The organism is Pseudomonas sp. GW823-FHT03E05 (assembly GCF_058796855.1).
Genome location: NZ_JBXAJB010000005.1, coordinates 553,555 through 568,473 on the forward strand (window position 1 = coordinate 553,555; position 14,919 = coordinate 568,473).

Consider the following 14,919-nt stretch of genomic DNA (forward strand, 5'->3'; position numbering starts at 1 on the left):
GATCACTCCTTGTTTCATGCTGCAAAAAGGGCACCGCCAAAGCCCGCTGTAGGAGCGGGCTTGCCAGCGAAAGCGCCCTCAAGACCTGCTCCCAGCTCGCCGACCCATTCGCCGGCAAGCCGGCTCCTACAACGGCAGGGCATCAGAAATCCTTGCGCAACTGCACGCCGAAATAACGTTCGTCATCCCGGGGCACGGCGCGGTAGATGTAGTTGCCGCCACTGGCCAGCAAGGGCGAATAGGACTTGTCGGCAAGGTTCTTGCCCAGCAATGCCACGCGCCAGCCATCGTTGTAGTCGGCCAGGGCAATGCTGGCGTTCCAGATGCCGTAGGCGCCCTGCCGGGTGTCGAGGTTCTGGCTGATGTCGTACTGCACTTCGCTTTGCCAGCTGTAGTCAGTGCCCAACTCGATATCCAGGCCGTTATCCAGGGGAATGCTGTAGTCGGCGCGCACGTAGCTTTTCCAGTCCGGGCTGAAGGGCAACGGCTTGCCGTTGACATTGCACGAAGCCGCCGCGCCCGCCGGGCAGGCGAATTCGTCGATGCGCGCCCGGGTGTAGGCCAGGGCCCCGGAGAACTTCAGTTGCTGGGTGGCCTGCAGGGCGTAATCCAGTTCCACGCCCTCGCTGCTGACGCTCCCGGCATTGATCAGGCGGGTCACTACCTGCCCGGCCACGGTGTCGAAGAAGTTGGCCTGGTAGTTGTCGTATTCGCTGTGGAACACCGCGAGGTTGGTGGTCAGCCGGTTGTTCCAGCTGCTGGCCTTGATCCCCACCTCCCAGGTGTTGGAGGTTTCGGGTTTCAGTGCTTGGGTGTCCCGCGGCTGCATGTTGAAGAACACGTTGTAGGCCGGGCCCTTGTAGCCCCGGGAATAGGTCAGGTAGCTGGTGACCGTGGCGCTGAGGTCATATTGCAGGCCCAGGCGCCCGGACCAGCCATCCTCGTCCACCGAGCCGGAACTCTGGGTGCCCGGCTGGATACCGCTGACCGTGGTCGCCGAAGTCGAGACCCGGCGGTGATCGTACTTCAGGTCATCGTGGGTCCAGCGCAGGCCGGCGATGCCACGAAAGTCCTCGGTGAAATTCAGGGTGCTCTCGCCAAATACCGCGTAGCTGTCGTTGGTGGTGCTGTAGTCGGCAATGCCCCGGTTGGCGCCGGTGGTCGTGGTCAGGGTGCGCTGGTAGGTTTCTTCATCCTTGCCGTGCATGTAGAACAGACCACCGACGTACTCCAGGAACCGCCCCTTGGGCGATGCCAGGCGCAGCTCCTGCGAGTACTGGTTGTAGTCCAGGTCACCCTTGTCGGCGGTCCCGGGGAAAGCCGCAGTGACCGTGCCAAGACGGTCGCCGTCCTGGTACTGGGTATTGTTCCAGCCGCGCCAGGCGGTGATCGAGGTCAGGGTGTAGTCGCCCAGGCTCCAGTCCAGCTGGCCGGAAAGGCCCTTGTTGATATCGTCCACATGGGTACGGGTGTCGGTGTTGATGTCCCGGTTGTCGCTGCTGGCGCGCACGGGGTTCAGGGCATTGGCAAAGGCAGGTGTCAGGGCCTTGCTCACCACCCCGTTGGGGGCGTCATCATGGGATTGCATATAGTCCGCCGCGAAGGTGAACTTGAGGTCCTCGCTGGGGGTGAACTCCAGCTTGCCGCGCACGCCCTTGCGGTTGTAGCCGTTGACCTCCTGGCCGTTGTGGCGGTTATCCACATTGCCGTCGTAACTGCCGAACAAGGTGGTGAGCGAGCCCTTGAGGGTGTCGGGAATCAGGCTGCCGCCAATGCCGAAACGGGTGCGGCTTTCATTGCCGCTGTAGTAGGCCTGGTCGATGTAGCCATGAGTCTCGGCGGTAGGCGCCTTGGTGATGACATTCAGCACCCCGGCCGAGGCGTTCTTGCCGAACAGGGTGCCCTGGGGCCCGCGCAGGACTTCGATCCGTTCCAGATCCAGCAGGTCCAGGGTGGCCTGGCCGGGGCGGCCGTAGACCACGCCGTCGATCACCGTCGCCACCGTGGGCTCCACCCCCGGTGAGGTGGAAATGGTGCCCACGCCACGGATGAACAGCGAGGTGTCCTTGTTCGAGGCACCCGTGCGGAAGTTCAGCGATGGCACCTGCTGCACGATGCTTGCAACGCCGTTGCGGTTATCCCGCTCCAGTTGCTCGCCCTCCACCACCGAGACCGCCACCGGGACTTTCTGCAGCGATTCCTCGCGGCGGGTGGCGGTGACGGTCACCGACTTCAGGGTCGGTTCCTGATCCTGCGCGCTGGCGCCGCTGTCAGCGGCATAAGCCGCCGGCAGCGGCAAGGCGGCCAGCCCCGCCAGCAACCAGCCCAGATGGGGTCGCAATGGCGTGGCACCACGGATCGACTGCGTGAGACTGTGCTGTTCCCCAAGAAAGTTCTGCATGCTGCACCTGCTGAAAAATGCCCCGAACCGCTGCCGATCTGTGCCGGCAGCGCCTGAAAACTGTCTTGGGCATTCGCTCGAGCGAGTAGCAGACATGGCGCTTTGTTAGCGCTAACATCACCAGTATCGACAGGCTCCTGATAGAGCGTCCAATACTGAAAAATTACTTTTATATGCCTTTTTGTTCAGCCAAAGGAATGCGCTCATGAGCTCTGACCAAGCGCCTGGCCGCAAGCGCCGCGGCGCCGGCCGCGTAACCCTGAACACCGTGGCGCGCCAGGCCGGGGTGTCGGCGATCACCGTTTCGCGCTATTTCAACCAGCCCGACAGTGTTTCCCCCGAGCGCCGTGAACGCATCGCCGCGGTGGTCGCCGAACTCGGCTATGTACCGAACCTGGTGGCCGGCGGGCTGGCCTCGGCCCGCGGGAGGATTGTCGCCATGGTCATCCCGAACATTTCCGGGCCGATTTTCGCCCAGACCATCCAGGGCTTCAGCGACACCCTCAGCCGCCATGGCTACCAACTGCTGCTGGCTTCCAGCTACTTCGACGCAAGGCAGGAGGAGAGCGCGGTAAGGGCCTTTCTCGGCTGGTCGCCGGCAGCCCTGGTACTGACCAGCCACTTCCATAGCCCGGGCACGGAAAAGATGCTCGCCGACACCGAGATCCCGGTGATCGAAACCTGGGACTACCAGCCCCAGCGCCAACCGCTGCAGATCGGCTTTTCGCACTTTCAGGTAGGGGTCACGGCCGCTCGCCACCTGCACGCCAAAGGCTACCGGCGCATCGCCTTCGTGCAGAACAGCGCCCCCGGAGACTTCAGTGCCCTGGAGCGGCGCGACGGCTATCTGGCAACGCTGGCCGAGTTGGGGCTGGCGCCCCGGGTGTTTGCCCCGGATGCCGACCGCGCGCCCTTCGAGGCCGGCAAACAGGCCATGGAAGCGCTGATGGGCAGCCCGGAACGCCCCGACGCGATCATCTTCGCCAACGACAACCTGGCGGCCGGCGGCCTGCTGGCGGGGCAACGAGCCGGGCTGAAGATCCCCGAGGAATGTGCGGTGCTGGGCTTTGGCGACTATCCCTTTGCGCAGATGCTGCTGCCCAGCCTGAGCACCATCCAGCCACCGGCGCTTCAGATCGGCGTACTGGCCGCGACCCGGGTGCTGGAGAGCCTGGGAGTGCTGCCAGTGGCAGGCACGGTGCAACGCCTGAACCTGCTGCAATGCCGGCTGATCGAGCGCGAAAGCAGTTGAGCCCACCGCCCCTCAGGCAGAGAGCTCGCGCAGCGCCCCATAGCTCCACCCTGCAGGAGCCGGCTTGCCGGGGAACAGGCCATCAGGTCCGGCATCGCTCTCGCGGCCGCCTTCGCTGGCGGCCCATAGCTCCTGCGCATGGCGTGCCATCGGGGGGTGTCAATGCGCCTCGGTAAACACCTGCGCCAGCCAGTCGACAAATACCCGCACCCGCGGCGACATGTGCCGGCTATGGGGGTAGACCACCGACACCGGCATTGCCGGGGGCGGCGTGTGACAGAGAATCTCGCGCATCGATCCCTGCTCGATCTGCCGCGCCACGTGATAACGCGGACACTGGATGATCCCCAGCCCCGCCAGGGCCGAGGCGCCGTAGATCTGCGCACCGAACACCGACAAGGCGCCATCGATGGCCACTTCGCGCACCTGCCCCTCGACCAGGAACTCGAAGGGGAACGAGCGGGTGGCGGTACGCGAAACGTAGTTCACCGCCCGATGCGCGCCGAGTTCGTCCAGGCTCTGCGGTTCGCCGTATCGCGCCAGGTAGGCGGGGCTGGCGCAGGTCACCTGCTGCAGGTTCGCCACCCGCCGGGCAATCAGCGAGGAGCCTTCCAGGTTGCCGGCACGCAGCACGCAGTCCACGCCCTCGGCGACCAGGTCGACAAAGTGGTCGGCCTCGCTGATGGCCAGTTCGATCTGTGGATAACGTTGCATGAACTCCCCCAGCCGCGGGATCACGAAGTGCTTGGCCAGGGTGCCGTGCATGTCCACCCGCAAGCGCCCATGGGGCTCCACAGTGCGAAACGCCAGTTCAGCCTCTTCCAGCTCCGCCAGCAGTTGCACGCAACGGGGGTAATAGGCCTGGCCATCCAGAGTCGGGCGTACCCGGCGGGTGCTGCGCTCCAGCAGCCGGGTACCGAGCCAGGCCTCGAACTGGTTGAGGGTGTGGGTCAGGGTCGCCCGGGGCAGGTTCAGGTCATCGGCGGCTAGAGTGAAGCTGCTGCGCTCGTAGATCCTTACGAACACTTTCATCCCTTTGACTTGGTCCACAGGTGGCTCCAGAAGCTCGATTGTTGGCGAATATTGAACAGTCAAGGCAACTCTGGCGCATTTATCCAGCACGGTAAATCCGTGAACCTGTTGCCCAGACAAGCCGTTCAACCTCCGTGAAGGACTGACCCCATGACCGCTCAAGCCGCAAAAGTCGCCATTGTCACCGGAGCCTCCCGAGGCATAGGCGCAGTAATCGCCCGCCAGTTGGCCAAGGAGGGTTACGCCGTGGCGATCAACTACGCCAGCAGCAGCGAGGAAGCTTCCCGGCTGGTGGTGGAACTGCGCCAGGCCGGGCACCGGGCCATAGCGGTCAAGGCCGACGTGGCCAGCGCCAGCGATGTGCGCCGGCTGTTCGAAGAGACCGAGACCCAACTGGGCAAGGTCGATGTGCTGATCAACAACGCCGGCATCCTCAAGGTGCTGCCCCTGGCCGAGCACAGCGACGAGCTCTACGAGCAGACCTTCGCCATCAACACTCGCGGTACCTTCAACACCCTGCGCGAAGCCGCCGGGCGCCTGAATGACGGCGGCCGTATCGTCAATTTCTCCAGCAGCACCGTCGGCCTCAACCTGCCGGGCTACGCGGTGTACATCGCCAGCAAGGCGGCGGTGGAATCCCTGACCCAGGTGTTTGCCAAGGAGCTGCGCGGGCGCCAGATCACGGTCAATGCCGTGGCGCCGGGGCCGGTGGCCACCGAACTGTTCCTCAAGGACAAGACTGCCGAGCAGGTGGCCAGCTTCGCCAGGATGCCACCCCTGGAACGCCTGGGGCAGCCGGAGGATATCGCCAGCATCATCAGCTTCCTGGCGAGCCCGGCGGCGGCCTGGGTCAACGGGCAGATCCTGCGGGCCAATGGCGGGCTGGTTTGACGCCTATGCTCGATATATGCGCCGGCACACCGGCTCCCGGGGAGTACCCATCATGCACACCACCATCATCATCACCTTTGGCCTGATCCTGCTGGCACTGGTGCTGTTTATCGGCGAGCGGCTGGGTTTCAGCCGCCAGACCCTGGGCTATGGCTTCTCGGGGCTGTGGCTGGCGTTGACGGTCATCAACGGTGCGGTGGGCATGGTCACCGCCCACCAGCCCCTGCGTTCGGAGCTGGCGGTCGGCAGCCTGGTGTTTGCCGTGCCGGTGCTGGCCCTGGTGTTCTACCTGTTGCTCACCAAGGCCTGAGCGAACGGCTCAGCGCACCAGATGCAGGAACTGCATATGGCGTTCGTACTGGTCGAGGATGTCGTTGATGATCTGTTCCTTGGTGTAGCCCATCAGGTCGTAATCCTGACTGCCCTCGGCCAGGTGCACCTCGGCCCGGTAGTAACGGCGGTTGCGCAGCTCCTTGGGCCCCATGCCGCCACGGGCGAAGGACGGGGTGAAGTAACCGCGCATCTGCACTTGGTAGATGAACGGGTGCTGATCGCCATGGCCGATTTCCAGGCTCACGCTGTCGTTGGCCGGGTCGGGCTGGGTCACCACGTTCAAGCCCTTCTCGACGAACACCGCGGTCACCTCTTCGATGGCCGGGCGCACTGTCTGGTCGAGGAAGCGATACACCTCATCCCGTGACGGGAAATGCACCGCCTGGCTCAGGCGCTGGCGCCAGCCGCCCTTGCCCCGCCGCGAAGGCGCAACCGGCGCCAGGGAATGCAACTGGGCGATGCGCCGCTGGGATTCCAGGTAGAACGCCTTGTGCAGCCCCCACATCATCAACAGCAGGATCAGCGAGAACGGCAGCGAGGTCAGCACCACCGCCGACTTCAGCGAGTCGATGCTGCCGGCGAACAACAGCGCACTGGTGACCAGGGCGGTCATCGCGCCCCAGAACACCCGCAGCCATTTCGGCCCGTCTTCATCGGCGTTGCCGCCCTTGGCCGACAGGGTCGAGAGCACCACGGTGCCGGAATCCGCCGAGGTGACGAAGAACACGAAGCTGATGAACACCGTGACCGCAATCACGGTCTTGCTCCAGGGGTAGGTTTCCAGCAGCAGGTAGAGGGTCATCGACGGGTTGTCGATAGCCGACATGCCCAGGGCGCTCATACCGTGGTTGAGCACCTGGTCGATGGCGCTGTTACCGAAGATCGACATCCACGCCAGGGTAAAGCCCAGGGGAATCAGCAGTACGCCGAACACGAACTCGCGGATGGTCCGGCCCCGGGAAATCCGCGCGATGAACAGGCCCACGAACGGCGACCATGCAATCCACCAGGCCCAGTAGAACACCGTCCAGCCGCCCAGCCAGTCGCTGGGCTTGTTGTAGGCGTAGACGTCGAAGCTCTTGGTGGGCAAGGCGCCCAGGTAGTCGCCCAGGTTCTGGATCAGGGTGTTGAGCAGGTGCTGGGTGGGCCCGGCGAACAGCACGAACAGCAGCAGCGCCACCGCCAGCAGCATGTTGATGTCGGACATCACCCGCACGCCCTTGTCGACCCCGGACACCGCGACAATGATCGCCGCGCCCATCATCAGGGTGATCAGGCCAACCTGGATCCACTGGGTGTGGGCGATGCCGAACAGGTAGTCGAGGCCGGAGTTCAGGTGCAGTACGCCAAAGCCCATGTCGGCGCCCAGGCCGAACACCGTGGCGATGATGCCGAAGCCATCCACCGCGTAGCCGATAGGGCCGTTGATGCGCTTGCCGATCAGTGGGTACAGCGCCGAACGCAGGGCCAGCGGCAGGTTGTGCCGATAGGCGAAGTACGCCAGGGCCATACCGACGAAGGCGAACACGCCCCAGCCGTGCAGGCCCCAGTGCAGGAACAGCAGCTGCATGCCCTGGCGCGCCGCCTCGGCGGTGCCGGCCTCGCCCTGGGGCGGTTGCAGCATGTGGGTCAGGGGCTCGGAAACGCAGAAGAAGAACAGCGTGATGCTGATCCCGGCGGCGAACAGCATGCCGGCCCAGGACAGGTAACTGAACTCGGGTTCGTCGTGGTCGGCACCGAGCTTGATCTTGCCGTAGCCGGACAAGGCGGTGACCACCACGAAGACCAGGTACAGGGTCATCGCCAGCATGTAGTACCAGCCGACCGTATTGGCCGCCCAGTTTTGCGCCGCCAGCAGCCAGGCGCCGGCCTGTTCCGGCATGGAAATGACCACCACGCCGAAGATCAGGATAAAGCTCGCGGCGAAGTAGAACACCGGAGGGTTCATGCGAATCAAAGCATTCGCGGAGGTGGATGGTGCACTCATGAACGGTGCACCTCGAAGGGATGAAACATGGCTGAAATAGACGGACTCAGCAAAGGCAAGCCTCCTGTTGTGAGCGGGCAGCGAACCACCGGTTTAACTTGAACAAGCGTTCAAGTTAAACATGGATAGGGGGCTCAGGACTAATCGCAGGGCTCAGCGGTACCTTTTGTACGCTAGCTCAGGGAAGGGTATGACGTGTGTCGAACGCAATCGTTCAGCAGAAAAAGCCCCTTGCCGGGCCGGCCTCTCTCCCGTAGGAGCCAGCTTGCCGGCGAATAGGCCGGCAAGTCCTGCATCGCTCTCAGAGACGCCTTCGCTGGCAAGCCAGCGCCTACTTCTGCGAGCCGTCGTCGTGCTGCAGGTTGGCCTGGGTCAGGTTGCAGCCGGCCGGCACGCTGCGGGTCAGCCAGACGTTGCCGCCAATGGTCGAGCCCTTGCCGATGGTGATGCGCCCCAGGATGGTCGCGCCGGCGTAGATCACCACGTCGTCCTCGACGATCGGGTGGCGCGGGTGGCCCTTCTGCAACTGGCCGTCCTCGTCCGCCGGGAAGCGCTTGGCGCCCAGGGTCACCGCCTGATAGATGCGCACCCGCTCGCCGATGATCGCGGTCTCGCCGATCACCACGCCGGTACCGTGGTCGATGAAGAAGCTGCGGCCGATCTGCGCACCCGGGTGGATGTCGATGCCGGTGGCCGAGTGGGCGATTTCCGAGCTGATCCGCGCCAGCAGCGGCAGGCCGGCGCGATACAGATGGTGCGCCAGGCGGTGGTGAATCACCGCCAGGATGCCGGGGTAGCACAGCAGCACCTCATCCACGCTGCGGGCCGCAGGGTCACCGTGATAGGCGGCCAGCACGTCGGTGTCCAGCAACACCCGCAGGCCCGGCAGGGCCAGGGCGAAATCCTGGATCAGGCGAATCGCCCGGGCGTTGACTTCGGCATCGGCCTCGCCGCTCTGCCGGGCCACATAGCGCAGCTCCAGGCGCGCCTGGGCCAGCAAGGCGTTGAGCGCCGCGTCCAGGGTATGGCCCACGTAGAAATCCTCGCTCTCTTCGCGCAGGTCCACCGGCCCCAGGCGCATGGGAAACAGGGCACCGCACAGGGCCTCGAGGATTTCCGCCATGGCCGCCCGCGACGGCAGCTCACGCCCGCCCTGCTCGCCGCTGACCCGACCGTTGCGGGTACGCCACTGGTCACGGGCATCACGCAGTTGGCCAACGATGGTCTGCAATTGCCAATGGCTGGAACGCTCGCTCACGATAAGACTCCTTACTCGGGCGGCCGGACAATCGGGCCGCGCAAACGGCGATCACTTTACGCCCGGCGACGGCGGCGCTTAAGAACTAATTGTCTGGCTTCAAGCACTTTTTCGCATAAGCGATTGGCGGTTGCCCGGGCAAAAAGGGCTGCCTATAGTCCTTGCACCTTCCCTGTTCCGTGCGGCCCCATGATCAAACAACAGCTCGCCCGCTTTAACCGTCTCGACCTGCTCAGGTCTACCACCGCCCTGGAAAAACTCGAACGCCTGTCGGCCTGGATCGGTCGCGATGTCTACGTCAAGCGTGACGACAGCACACCCCTGGCCATGGGCGGCAACAAGCTGCGCAAGCTCGAATACCTGGCCGCCGATGCCCTGGCCCAGGGCGCCGACACCCTGATCACCGCCGGTGCCATCCAGTCCAACCATGTGCGCCAGACCGCAGCCCTGGCTGCCAAGTTGGGGCTGGGCTGCGTGGCCCTGCTGGAAAACCCCACCGGCACCCAAGACCCCAACTACCTGGGCAATGGCAACCGCCTGCTGCTGGACCTGTTCGACGCCAAGGTGGAGCTGGTGGAAAACCTCGACCAGGCCGACGAGCAACTGCACGCCCTGGCCGCGCGCCTGCGCAGCAACGGCAAGAAACCCTACCTGGTGCCCATCGGCGGCTCCAACGCCCTGGGGGCCCTGGGCTACGTGCGCGCCGGCCTGGAGCTGGCGCAGCAGATCGAAGACAGCGGCCTGGAATTTGCCGCCGTGGTCCTGGCCTCCGGCAGCGCCGGCACCCACAGCGGCCTGGCCCTGGCCTTGAGCGAAGTGCTGCCGCAACTGCCGGTGATCGGCGTTACCGTGTCACGCAGCGAAGAAGACCAGCGGCCCAAGGTCCAGGGCCTGGCCGAGCGCACCGCCGAGTTGCTGGGAGTGAAGCTGCCCGACGCTTTCAACGTGCAGTTGTGGGACGAGTACTTCGCCCCCCGTTACGGCGAACCCAATGCCGGGACGCTGGCGGCGGTCAAGCTGCTGGCCAGCCAGGAAGGCCTGTTGCTGGACCCGGTGTACACCGGCAAGGCCATGGCCGGCCTGCTGGACGGGGTCGGCCGCCAGCGCTTCGACGATGGCCCGCTGATTTTCCTGCACACCGGCGGCGCCCCGGCCCTGTTCGCCTACGCCGGCGCCTTCTCGTAGCAGCGCGAGCCTTGCATCGCCCTCGACGCCGCCTTCGCTGGCAAGCCAGCTCCTGCGGGGTCAGGGCAATGGAGTTCTTTGTAGGAGCCGGCTTGCCGGCAAAGAGGCCCACGAGCCTTGCATCGCCCTCGATGCCGCCTTTTCTGGCAAGCCAGCTCCTACGGAAGGATGGTGCGAGGAGAACCAAACAAAAAGGAATAACAAAGTAAATTTATATTATTTTTAAACCTATAAATGCCATCTTATAGTCGCGCCGCAGGCCCAATTGCCACGAGACGCGCCACGCGCATTTAAGGCAGGATAAAGCACAGTTCGCGCCTCACCGATTGACCTGCAACTCCACCCGCATCGTGCATAAGAAAACACACAGGGGCTTGTCATGAATTTTTCCGTACTGCGTCGCAATCTGCTGATTGGCACACTGGGCCTGGCCTTGGGTGCCGGACTGATGGGGCAAGCGGTTGCCGGCGAGCAACTGCAGAAAATCAAGGATGCCGGAGTCATCAACGTCGGCCTGGAAGGCACCTACCCACCGTTCAGCTATGTGGACGAAAACGGCAAGCTGACCGGCTTCGAGGTGGAATTCTCCGAAGCCCTGGCGAACAAGCTCGGGGTCAAGGTCAAGCTGCAGCCGACCAAGTGGGACGGCATTCTCGCCGCCCTGGAGTCCAAGCGCCTGGACGCCGTGGTGAACCAGGTGACCATCTCTGAAGAGCGCAAGAAAAAGTACGATTTCTCCATCCCCTATACCGTCTCCGGCATCCAGGCCCTGACCCAGAAGAAGGACGAAGGCAAGTTCAAGACCGCCGCCGACCTGGGTGGGCACAAGGTCGGCGTGGGCCTGGGCACCAACTACGAGCAGTGGCTCAAGGACAACGTGCCCACCGCCATCATCAAGACCTACGACGACGATCCGACCAAGTACCAGGACCTGCGCGTAGGCCGTATCGAAGCCATCCTGGTGGACCGCCTGGCGGCCTTCGAGCTGATCAAGAAAACCAAGGACACCCTGGTGGTATCCGGCGAGCCCTTCTCCCGCCAGGAAGCCGGCGTGGCCCTGCGCAAGGGCGAACCTGAGCTGCTGGCGGCGGTGAACAAGGCCATCGAGGAACTGCGGGCGGACGGCACGTTGAAAAAACTCTCGGAAAAATACTTCAACGCTGACGTCACCCAATAATGGAAGCAGGCCTGCAACTGGCGCTGGAATCAGCGCCATTTCTTCTCAAAGGCGCGTACTACACGGTCATCCTCAGCCTCGGCGGCATGTTCTTCGGACTGCTGCTGGGCTTTGGCCTGGCCTTGATGCGCCTGTCGCGCCTGGCCCTGGTGAGCTGGATCGCCCGCATCTACGTGTCGTTCTTTCGCGGCACGCCGCTCTTGGTGCAGCTCTTCGTGATCTATTACGGCCTGCCGCAACTGGGGCTGGAACTGGACCCGCTGCCCGCCGCGCTGATCGGTTTCTCCCTGAACATGGCGGCCTATGCCTGTGAAATCCTCAGGGCTGCCATCGGTTCCATCGAGCGTGGCCAATGGGAAGCCGCCGCCAGCATCGGCATGACCCGCGCGCAGACCCTGCGCCGGGCGATCCTGCCCCAAGCCATGCGCACGGCCCTGCCGCCGCTGGGCAACAGCTTCATTTCCCTGGTCAAGGACACGGCCCTGGCCGCCACCATCCAGGTGCCTGAACTGTTCCGCCAGGCGCAGCTGATCACCGCCCGCACCTTCGAAATCTTCACCATGTATCTTGCCGCCGCCCTGATCTACTGGATTCTCGCCAGCGTGCTCGCGCACCTGCAGAACCGGCTTGAAGAGCGGGTCAATCGGCACGACCAGGAGTCCTGAAGCCATGATCGTGGTGGAAAAACTGACCAAGCAGTTCAAGGGCCAGACGGTGCTCAATGGCATCGACCTGGAGGTCAAGGAAGGCGAAGTGGTCGCCATCATCGGCCCCAGCGGCTCGGGCAAGACCACCTTCCTGCGCTGCCTGAATTTTCTCGAAGAACCCACCAGCGGCCGCATCCGCATCGGTGACATCAGCATCGACAGCAGCATCCCCCTGAGCCATCAGCAGGGCCGGATCCGCCAGTTGCGCCAGCAAGTGGGCTTCGTGTTCCAGAACTTCAACCTGTTCCCCCACCGCACCGCCCTGGAGAACGTCATCGAAGGCCCGCTGGTGGTGAAGAAGACCCCGCGGGAGCAAGCCGTCGCCCTGGGTCGCGCGCTGCTGGCCAAGGTCGGGCTGGCAGGTAAGGAAGATGCCTACCCCAGGCGCCTGTCCGGCGGCCAGCAACAGCGGGTAGCGATCGCCCGGGCCCTGGCCATGGAACCGCGGGTGATCCTGTTCGACGAACCCACCTCGGCCCTGGACCCGGAGCTGGTGGGCGAAGTACTGGCCACCATCCGCAGCCTGGCCGAAGAGAAACGCACCATGGTCATCGTCACCCACGAGATGGGCTTTGCCCGGGACGTGGCCAACCGGGTGATCTTCTTCGACAAGGGGGTGATCGTCGAACAGGGCGAAGCCAAGGCGCTGTTCGCCAACCCCCAGCACGAACGCACCCGACAGTTTCTCAGCAAGTTCCTCGACGCAAGCCACTCCCCCTTGTAGGAGCCGGCTTGCCGGCGAAGAGGCCCTCGAGCCTTGCATCGCCCTCAAGGACGCTTTCGCTGGCAAGCCAGCTCCTACAGCAGATCACGCCCCCTCCCCCGTAGGAGCCGGCTTGCCGGCGAAAAGGCCCTCAAGCCTTGCACCACCCTCACGGGCGCCTTCGCTGGCAAGCCAGCTCCTACAGCAGATCACGCCCCCTCCCTCGTAGGAGCCGGCTTGCCGGCGAAAAGGCCCTCGAGCCTTGCATCGCCCTCAAGGACGCCTTCGCTGGCAAGCCAGCTCCTACAGCAGATCACGCCCCCTCCCCCGTAGGAGCCGGCTTGCCGGCGAAGAGGCCCTCGAGCCTTGCATCGCCCTCGCGGACGCCTTCGCTGGCAAGCCAGCTCCTACGTGCAGGTACGGGGTGGTTCTGGGGGACATTCGTCGCTAGAACCACAGCCGTGGAAGCACGCTAAGGCCTTGATCCATAACGCCTGCGGGCTTCGATTCAACCCTTCTATTCATATTCCTAAAAGTTAGTTTATTTAATTTTTATACGCGCATAGGGTATATGCACCGGACCACCGGACATTCTTGATTCTGATTTCGCCGCATGACGCGGCCTATCCAAAAGATGTGAGGTAGGTATGGTCCGGAACACAATCACCCCAGTGCAGATCGCCAGGGCATTGCGTGCAGCCAAGGAGTGGCACTGATGTCCAGTCTGATCGAAGCCCAGGTCCAGAGTGACCTGGATATCGCTCCCCTTTTGCTGCCCGCTCGGGTTCTGCGCAACGACGCCGAAGCCCTTCAGGCTGCCCATGAATTGGCCGACGCGGCCCGCCAGCAGGCCGCCCAGCGCGACCGCCAGCGCAAGCTGCCCTGGGCGCAGATCGAACAATTCACCCGCAGCGGCCTGGGCAGTATTTCCGTGCCCCGCGCCTACGGCGGGCCACAGGTTTCCTTCGTCACCCTAGCCGAAGTCTTCGCGATCATTTCCGCGGCCGACCCGGCCCTGGGGCAGATCCCGCAGAACCAGTTCGGCATCCTCGGCCTGATTCTCGGCTGCGGCACCGAGCGGCAGAAGAAACAGCTGCTGCAGAGCGTCCTGGAAGGCTGGCGCATCGGCAATGCCGGCCCGGAACGCGGCACCAAGAACACCCTGGAACTCAAGGCACGGATCACCGCCGACGCCGACGGCCACGTGATCAATGGCCAGAAGTTCTACTCCACCGGCGCCCTGTTCGCCCACTGGGTGGCGGTCAAGGCACTCAACGAGGAGGGCCGCCAGGTGCTGGCCTTCGTCCGTCGTGGCACCCCGGGGCTGCGCATCGTCGACGACTGGTCGGGCTTCGGCCAGCGCACCACCGCCAGCGGCACCATCCTGCTCAACGATGTGCGGGTGGACGCCGAGCTGGTGCTGGACAACTGGCGGATCAACGAAACACCGAATATCCAGGGCGCGGTATCCCAGCTGATCCAGGCCGCCATTGACGCCGGCATCGCCCGGGAAGCCGTGGCCGACGCCATCCGTTTCGTTCGTGAACGAGCACGCCCGTGGATCGATGCCAACGTCGAGCGGGCCAGCGATGACCTGTATGTGATCGCCGACATCGGCAAGCTGCAGATCGAACTGCACGCCGCCGAAGCCCTGCTGCGCAAGGCCGGGCAGGTGCTGGACCAGGTCAGCGCGGCGCCGATCACTGCCGAGTCCGCGGCCCGCGCCTCCATCGCCGTGGCCGAAGCCAAGGTGCTGACCACCGAGATCTCGCTGCTGGCCAGTGAAAAGCTCTTCGAGCTGGCTGGCAGCCGCGCCACCCTCGCCGAATTCAACCTCGACCGTCACTGGCGCAACGCCCGGGTGCACACCCTGCACGACCCGGTGCGCTGGAAGTACCACGCCGTGGGCACCTATCACCTGAACGGCACCTTGCCTGCCCGGCACTCCTGGATTTAACCGCCCAGAACGCTTTTGACCAGATCTCTGGAGAAA

The 14,919-nt window shown here is 64.2% G+C and carries 12 protein-coding genes; 8 read left to right on the top strand and 4 right to left on the bottom strand.

The window, feature by feature from the left end; all coding sequences use genetic code 11:
• Positions 1–142: 142 nt before the first annotated feature.
• A complete protein-coding gene (locus AC1RCO_RS22875) occupies positions 143–2,401 on the bottom strand; it encodes a TonB-dependent receptor (protein WP_492618072.1) in 2,259 nt (752 codons plus the stop codon).
• A gap of 205 nt (positions 2,402–2,606) precedes the next feature.
• On the opposite strand from AC1RCO_RS22875, the gene AC1RCO_RS22880 reads away from it, so the two are divergent.
• Positions 2,607–3,653 carry a LacI family DNA-binding transcriptional regulator gene (locus tag AC1RCO_RS22880; protein WP_011058634.1) on the top strand — a complete coding sequence of 349 codons (1,047 nt, stop codon included), beginning with the start codon at positions 2,607–2,609 and terminating at the stop codon, positions 3,651–3,653.
• 159 nt (positions 3,654–3,812) lie between these two features.
• On the opposite strand, the gene AC1RCO_RS22885 is transcribed toward AC1RCO_RS22880, so the two are convergent.
• A complete protein-coding gene (locus AC1RCO_RS22885; RefSeq protein WP_011058633.1) occupies positions 3,813–4,703 on the bottom strand; it encodes a LysR family transcriptional regulator in 891 nt (296 codons plus the stop codon).
• A 132-nt stretch (positions 4,704–4,835) separates the two neighbouring features.
• Between AC1RCO_RS22885 and AC1RCO_RS22890 the strand changes: the two genes are divergently transcribed.
• Together AC1RCO_RS22890 and AC1RCO_RS22895 are read left to right on the top strand one after the other, a co-directional pair.
• On the top strand, positions 4,836–5,576 hold the full coding sequence (locus AC1RCO_RS22890; protein ID WP_019094920.1) for an SDR family oxidoreductase: 741 nt from the start codon (positions 4,836–4,838) through the stop codon (positions 5,574–5,576).
• 52 nt (positions 5,577–5,628) lie between these two features.
• Positions 5,629–5,886 carry a hypothetical protein gene (locus AC1RCO_RS22895; protein ID WP_015633747.1) on the top strand — a complete coding sequence of 86 codons (258 nt, stop codon included), beginning with the start codon at positions 5,629–5,631 and terminating at the stop codon, positions 5,884–5,886.
• Positions 5,887–5,895: 9 nt separating this feature from the next.
• Here the strand turns inward: AC1RCO_RS22895 and betT are convergent, their stop codons facing one another.
• Both betT and epsC read right to left on the bottom strand, forming a co-directional pair.
• A complete protein-coding gene (gene betT / locus AC1RCO_RS22900) occupies positions 5,896–7,857 on the bottom strand; it encodes a choline transporter BetT (RefSeq protein WP_161466434.1) in 1,962 nt (653 codons plus the stop codon).
• A gap of 370 nt (positions 7,858–8,227) precedes the next feature.
• Positions 8,228–9,154: a serine O-acetyltransferase EpsC gene (gene epsC, locus AC1RCO_RS22905; RefSeq protein WP_011058630.1), complete on the bottom strand. Its 927-nt coding sequence runs from the start codon at positions 9,152–9,154 to the stop codon at positions 8,228–8,230.
• A gap of 189 nt (positions 9,155–9,343) precedes the next feature.
• Here epsC and AC1RCO_RS22910 point away from each other — a divergent pair, with 189 nt between their 5' ends.
• The 5 genes from AC1RCO_RS22910 to AC1RCO_RS22930 all read left to right on the top strand — a co-directional run bounded on the left by AC1RCO_RS22910 (position 9,344) and on the right by AC1RCO_RS22930 (position 14,883).
• A complete protein-coding gene (locus AC1RCO_RS22910) occupies positions 9,344–10,339 on the top strand; it encodes a D-cysteine desulfhydrase (protein WP_011058629.1) in 996 nt (331 codons plus the stop codon).
• Between the two features lie 379 nt (positions 10,340–10,718).
• A complete protein-coding gene (gene tcyJ, locus AC1RCO_RS22915; protein ID WP_011058628.1) occupies positions 10,719–11,516 on the top strand; it encodes a cystine ABC transporter substrate-binding protein in 798 nt (265 codons plus the stop codon).
• Entirely contained in the window at positions 11,516–12,181 is a 666-nt protein-coding gene (gene tcyL / locus AC1RCO_RS22920) for a cystine ABC transporter permease (RefSeq protein WP_015633746.1), read from the top strand. Before tcyJ ends, tcyL begins: the two co-directional genes overlap by 1 nt.
• Before the next feature lie 4 nt (positions 12,182–12,185).
• The gene (gene tcyN, locus AC1RCO_RS22925) at positions 12,186–12,947 is read left to right on the top strand and encodes an L-cystine ABC transporter ATP-binding protein TcyN (RefSeq protein WP_492618073.1); all 762 of its coding nucleotides are present in this window, start codon (positions 12,186–12,188) and stop codon (positions 12,945–12,947) included.
• Positions 12,948–13,641: 694 nt separating this feature from the next.
• The gene (locus AC1RCO_RS22930) at positions 13,642–14,883 is read left to right on the top strand and encodes an SfnB family sulfur acquisition oxidoreductase (protein WP_011058625.1); all 1,242 of its coding nucleotides are present in this window, start codon (positions 13,642–13,644) and stop codon (positions 14,881–14,883) included.
• Positions 14,884–14,919: the final 36 nt, after the last annotated feature.

Coding starts and splice junctions, on each gene's coding strand:
- AC1RCO_RS22910 (WP_011058629.1), top strand. CDS start 9,344: ATGATCAAACAACAGCTCGCCCGCTTTAACCGTCTCGACCTGCTCAGG.
- tcyJ (WP_011058628.1), top strand. CDS start 10,719: ATGAATTTTTCCGTACTGCGTCGCAATCTGCTGATTGGCACACTGGGC.
- AC1RCO_RS22880 (WP_011058634.1), top strand. CDS start 2,607: ATGAGCTCTGACCAAGCGCCTGGCCGCAAGCGCCGCGGCGCCGGCCGC.
- tcyN (WP_492618073.1), top strand. CDS start 12,186: ATGATCGTGGTGGAAAAACTGACCAAGCAGTTCAAGGGCCAGACGGTG.
- AC1RCO_RS22895 (WP_015633747.1), top strand. CDS start 5,629: ATGCACACCACCATCATCATCACCTTTGGCCTGATCCTGCTGGCACTG.
- betT (WP_161466434.1), bottom strand. CDS start 7,857: ATGAACCCTCCGGTGTTCTACTTCGCCGCGAGCTTTATCCTGATCTTC.
- AC1RCO_RS22875 (WP_492618072.1), bottom strand. CDS start 2,401: ATGCAGAACTTTCTTGGGGAACAGCACAGTCTCACGCAGTCGATCCGT.
- tcyL (WP_015633746.1), top strand. CDS start 11,516: ATGGAAGCAGGCCTGCAACTGGCGCTGGAATCAGCGCCATTTCTTCTC.
- AC1RCO_RS22930 (WP_011058625.1), top strand. CDS start 13,642: ATGTCCAGTCTGATCGAAGCCCAGGTCCAGAGTGACCTGGATATCGCT.
- AC1RCO_RS22890 (WP_019094920.1), top strand. CDS start 4,836: ATGACCGCTCAAGCCGCAAAAGTCGCCATTGTCACCGGAGCCTCCCGA.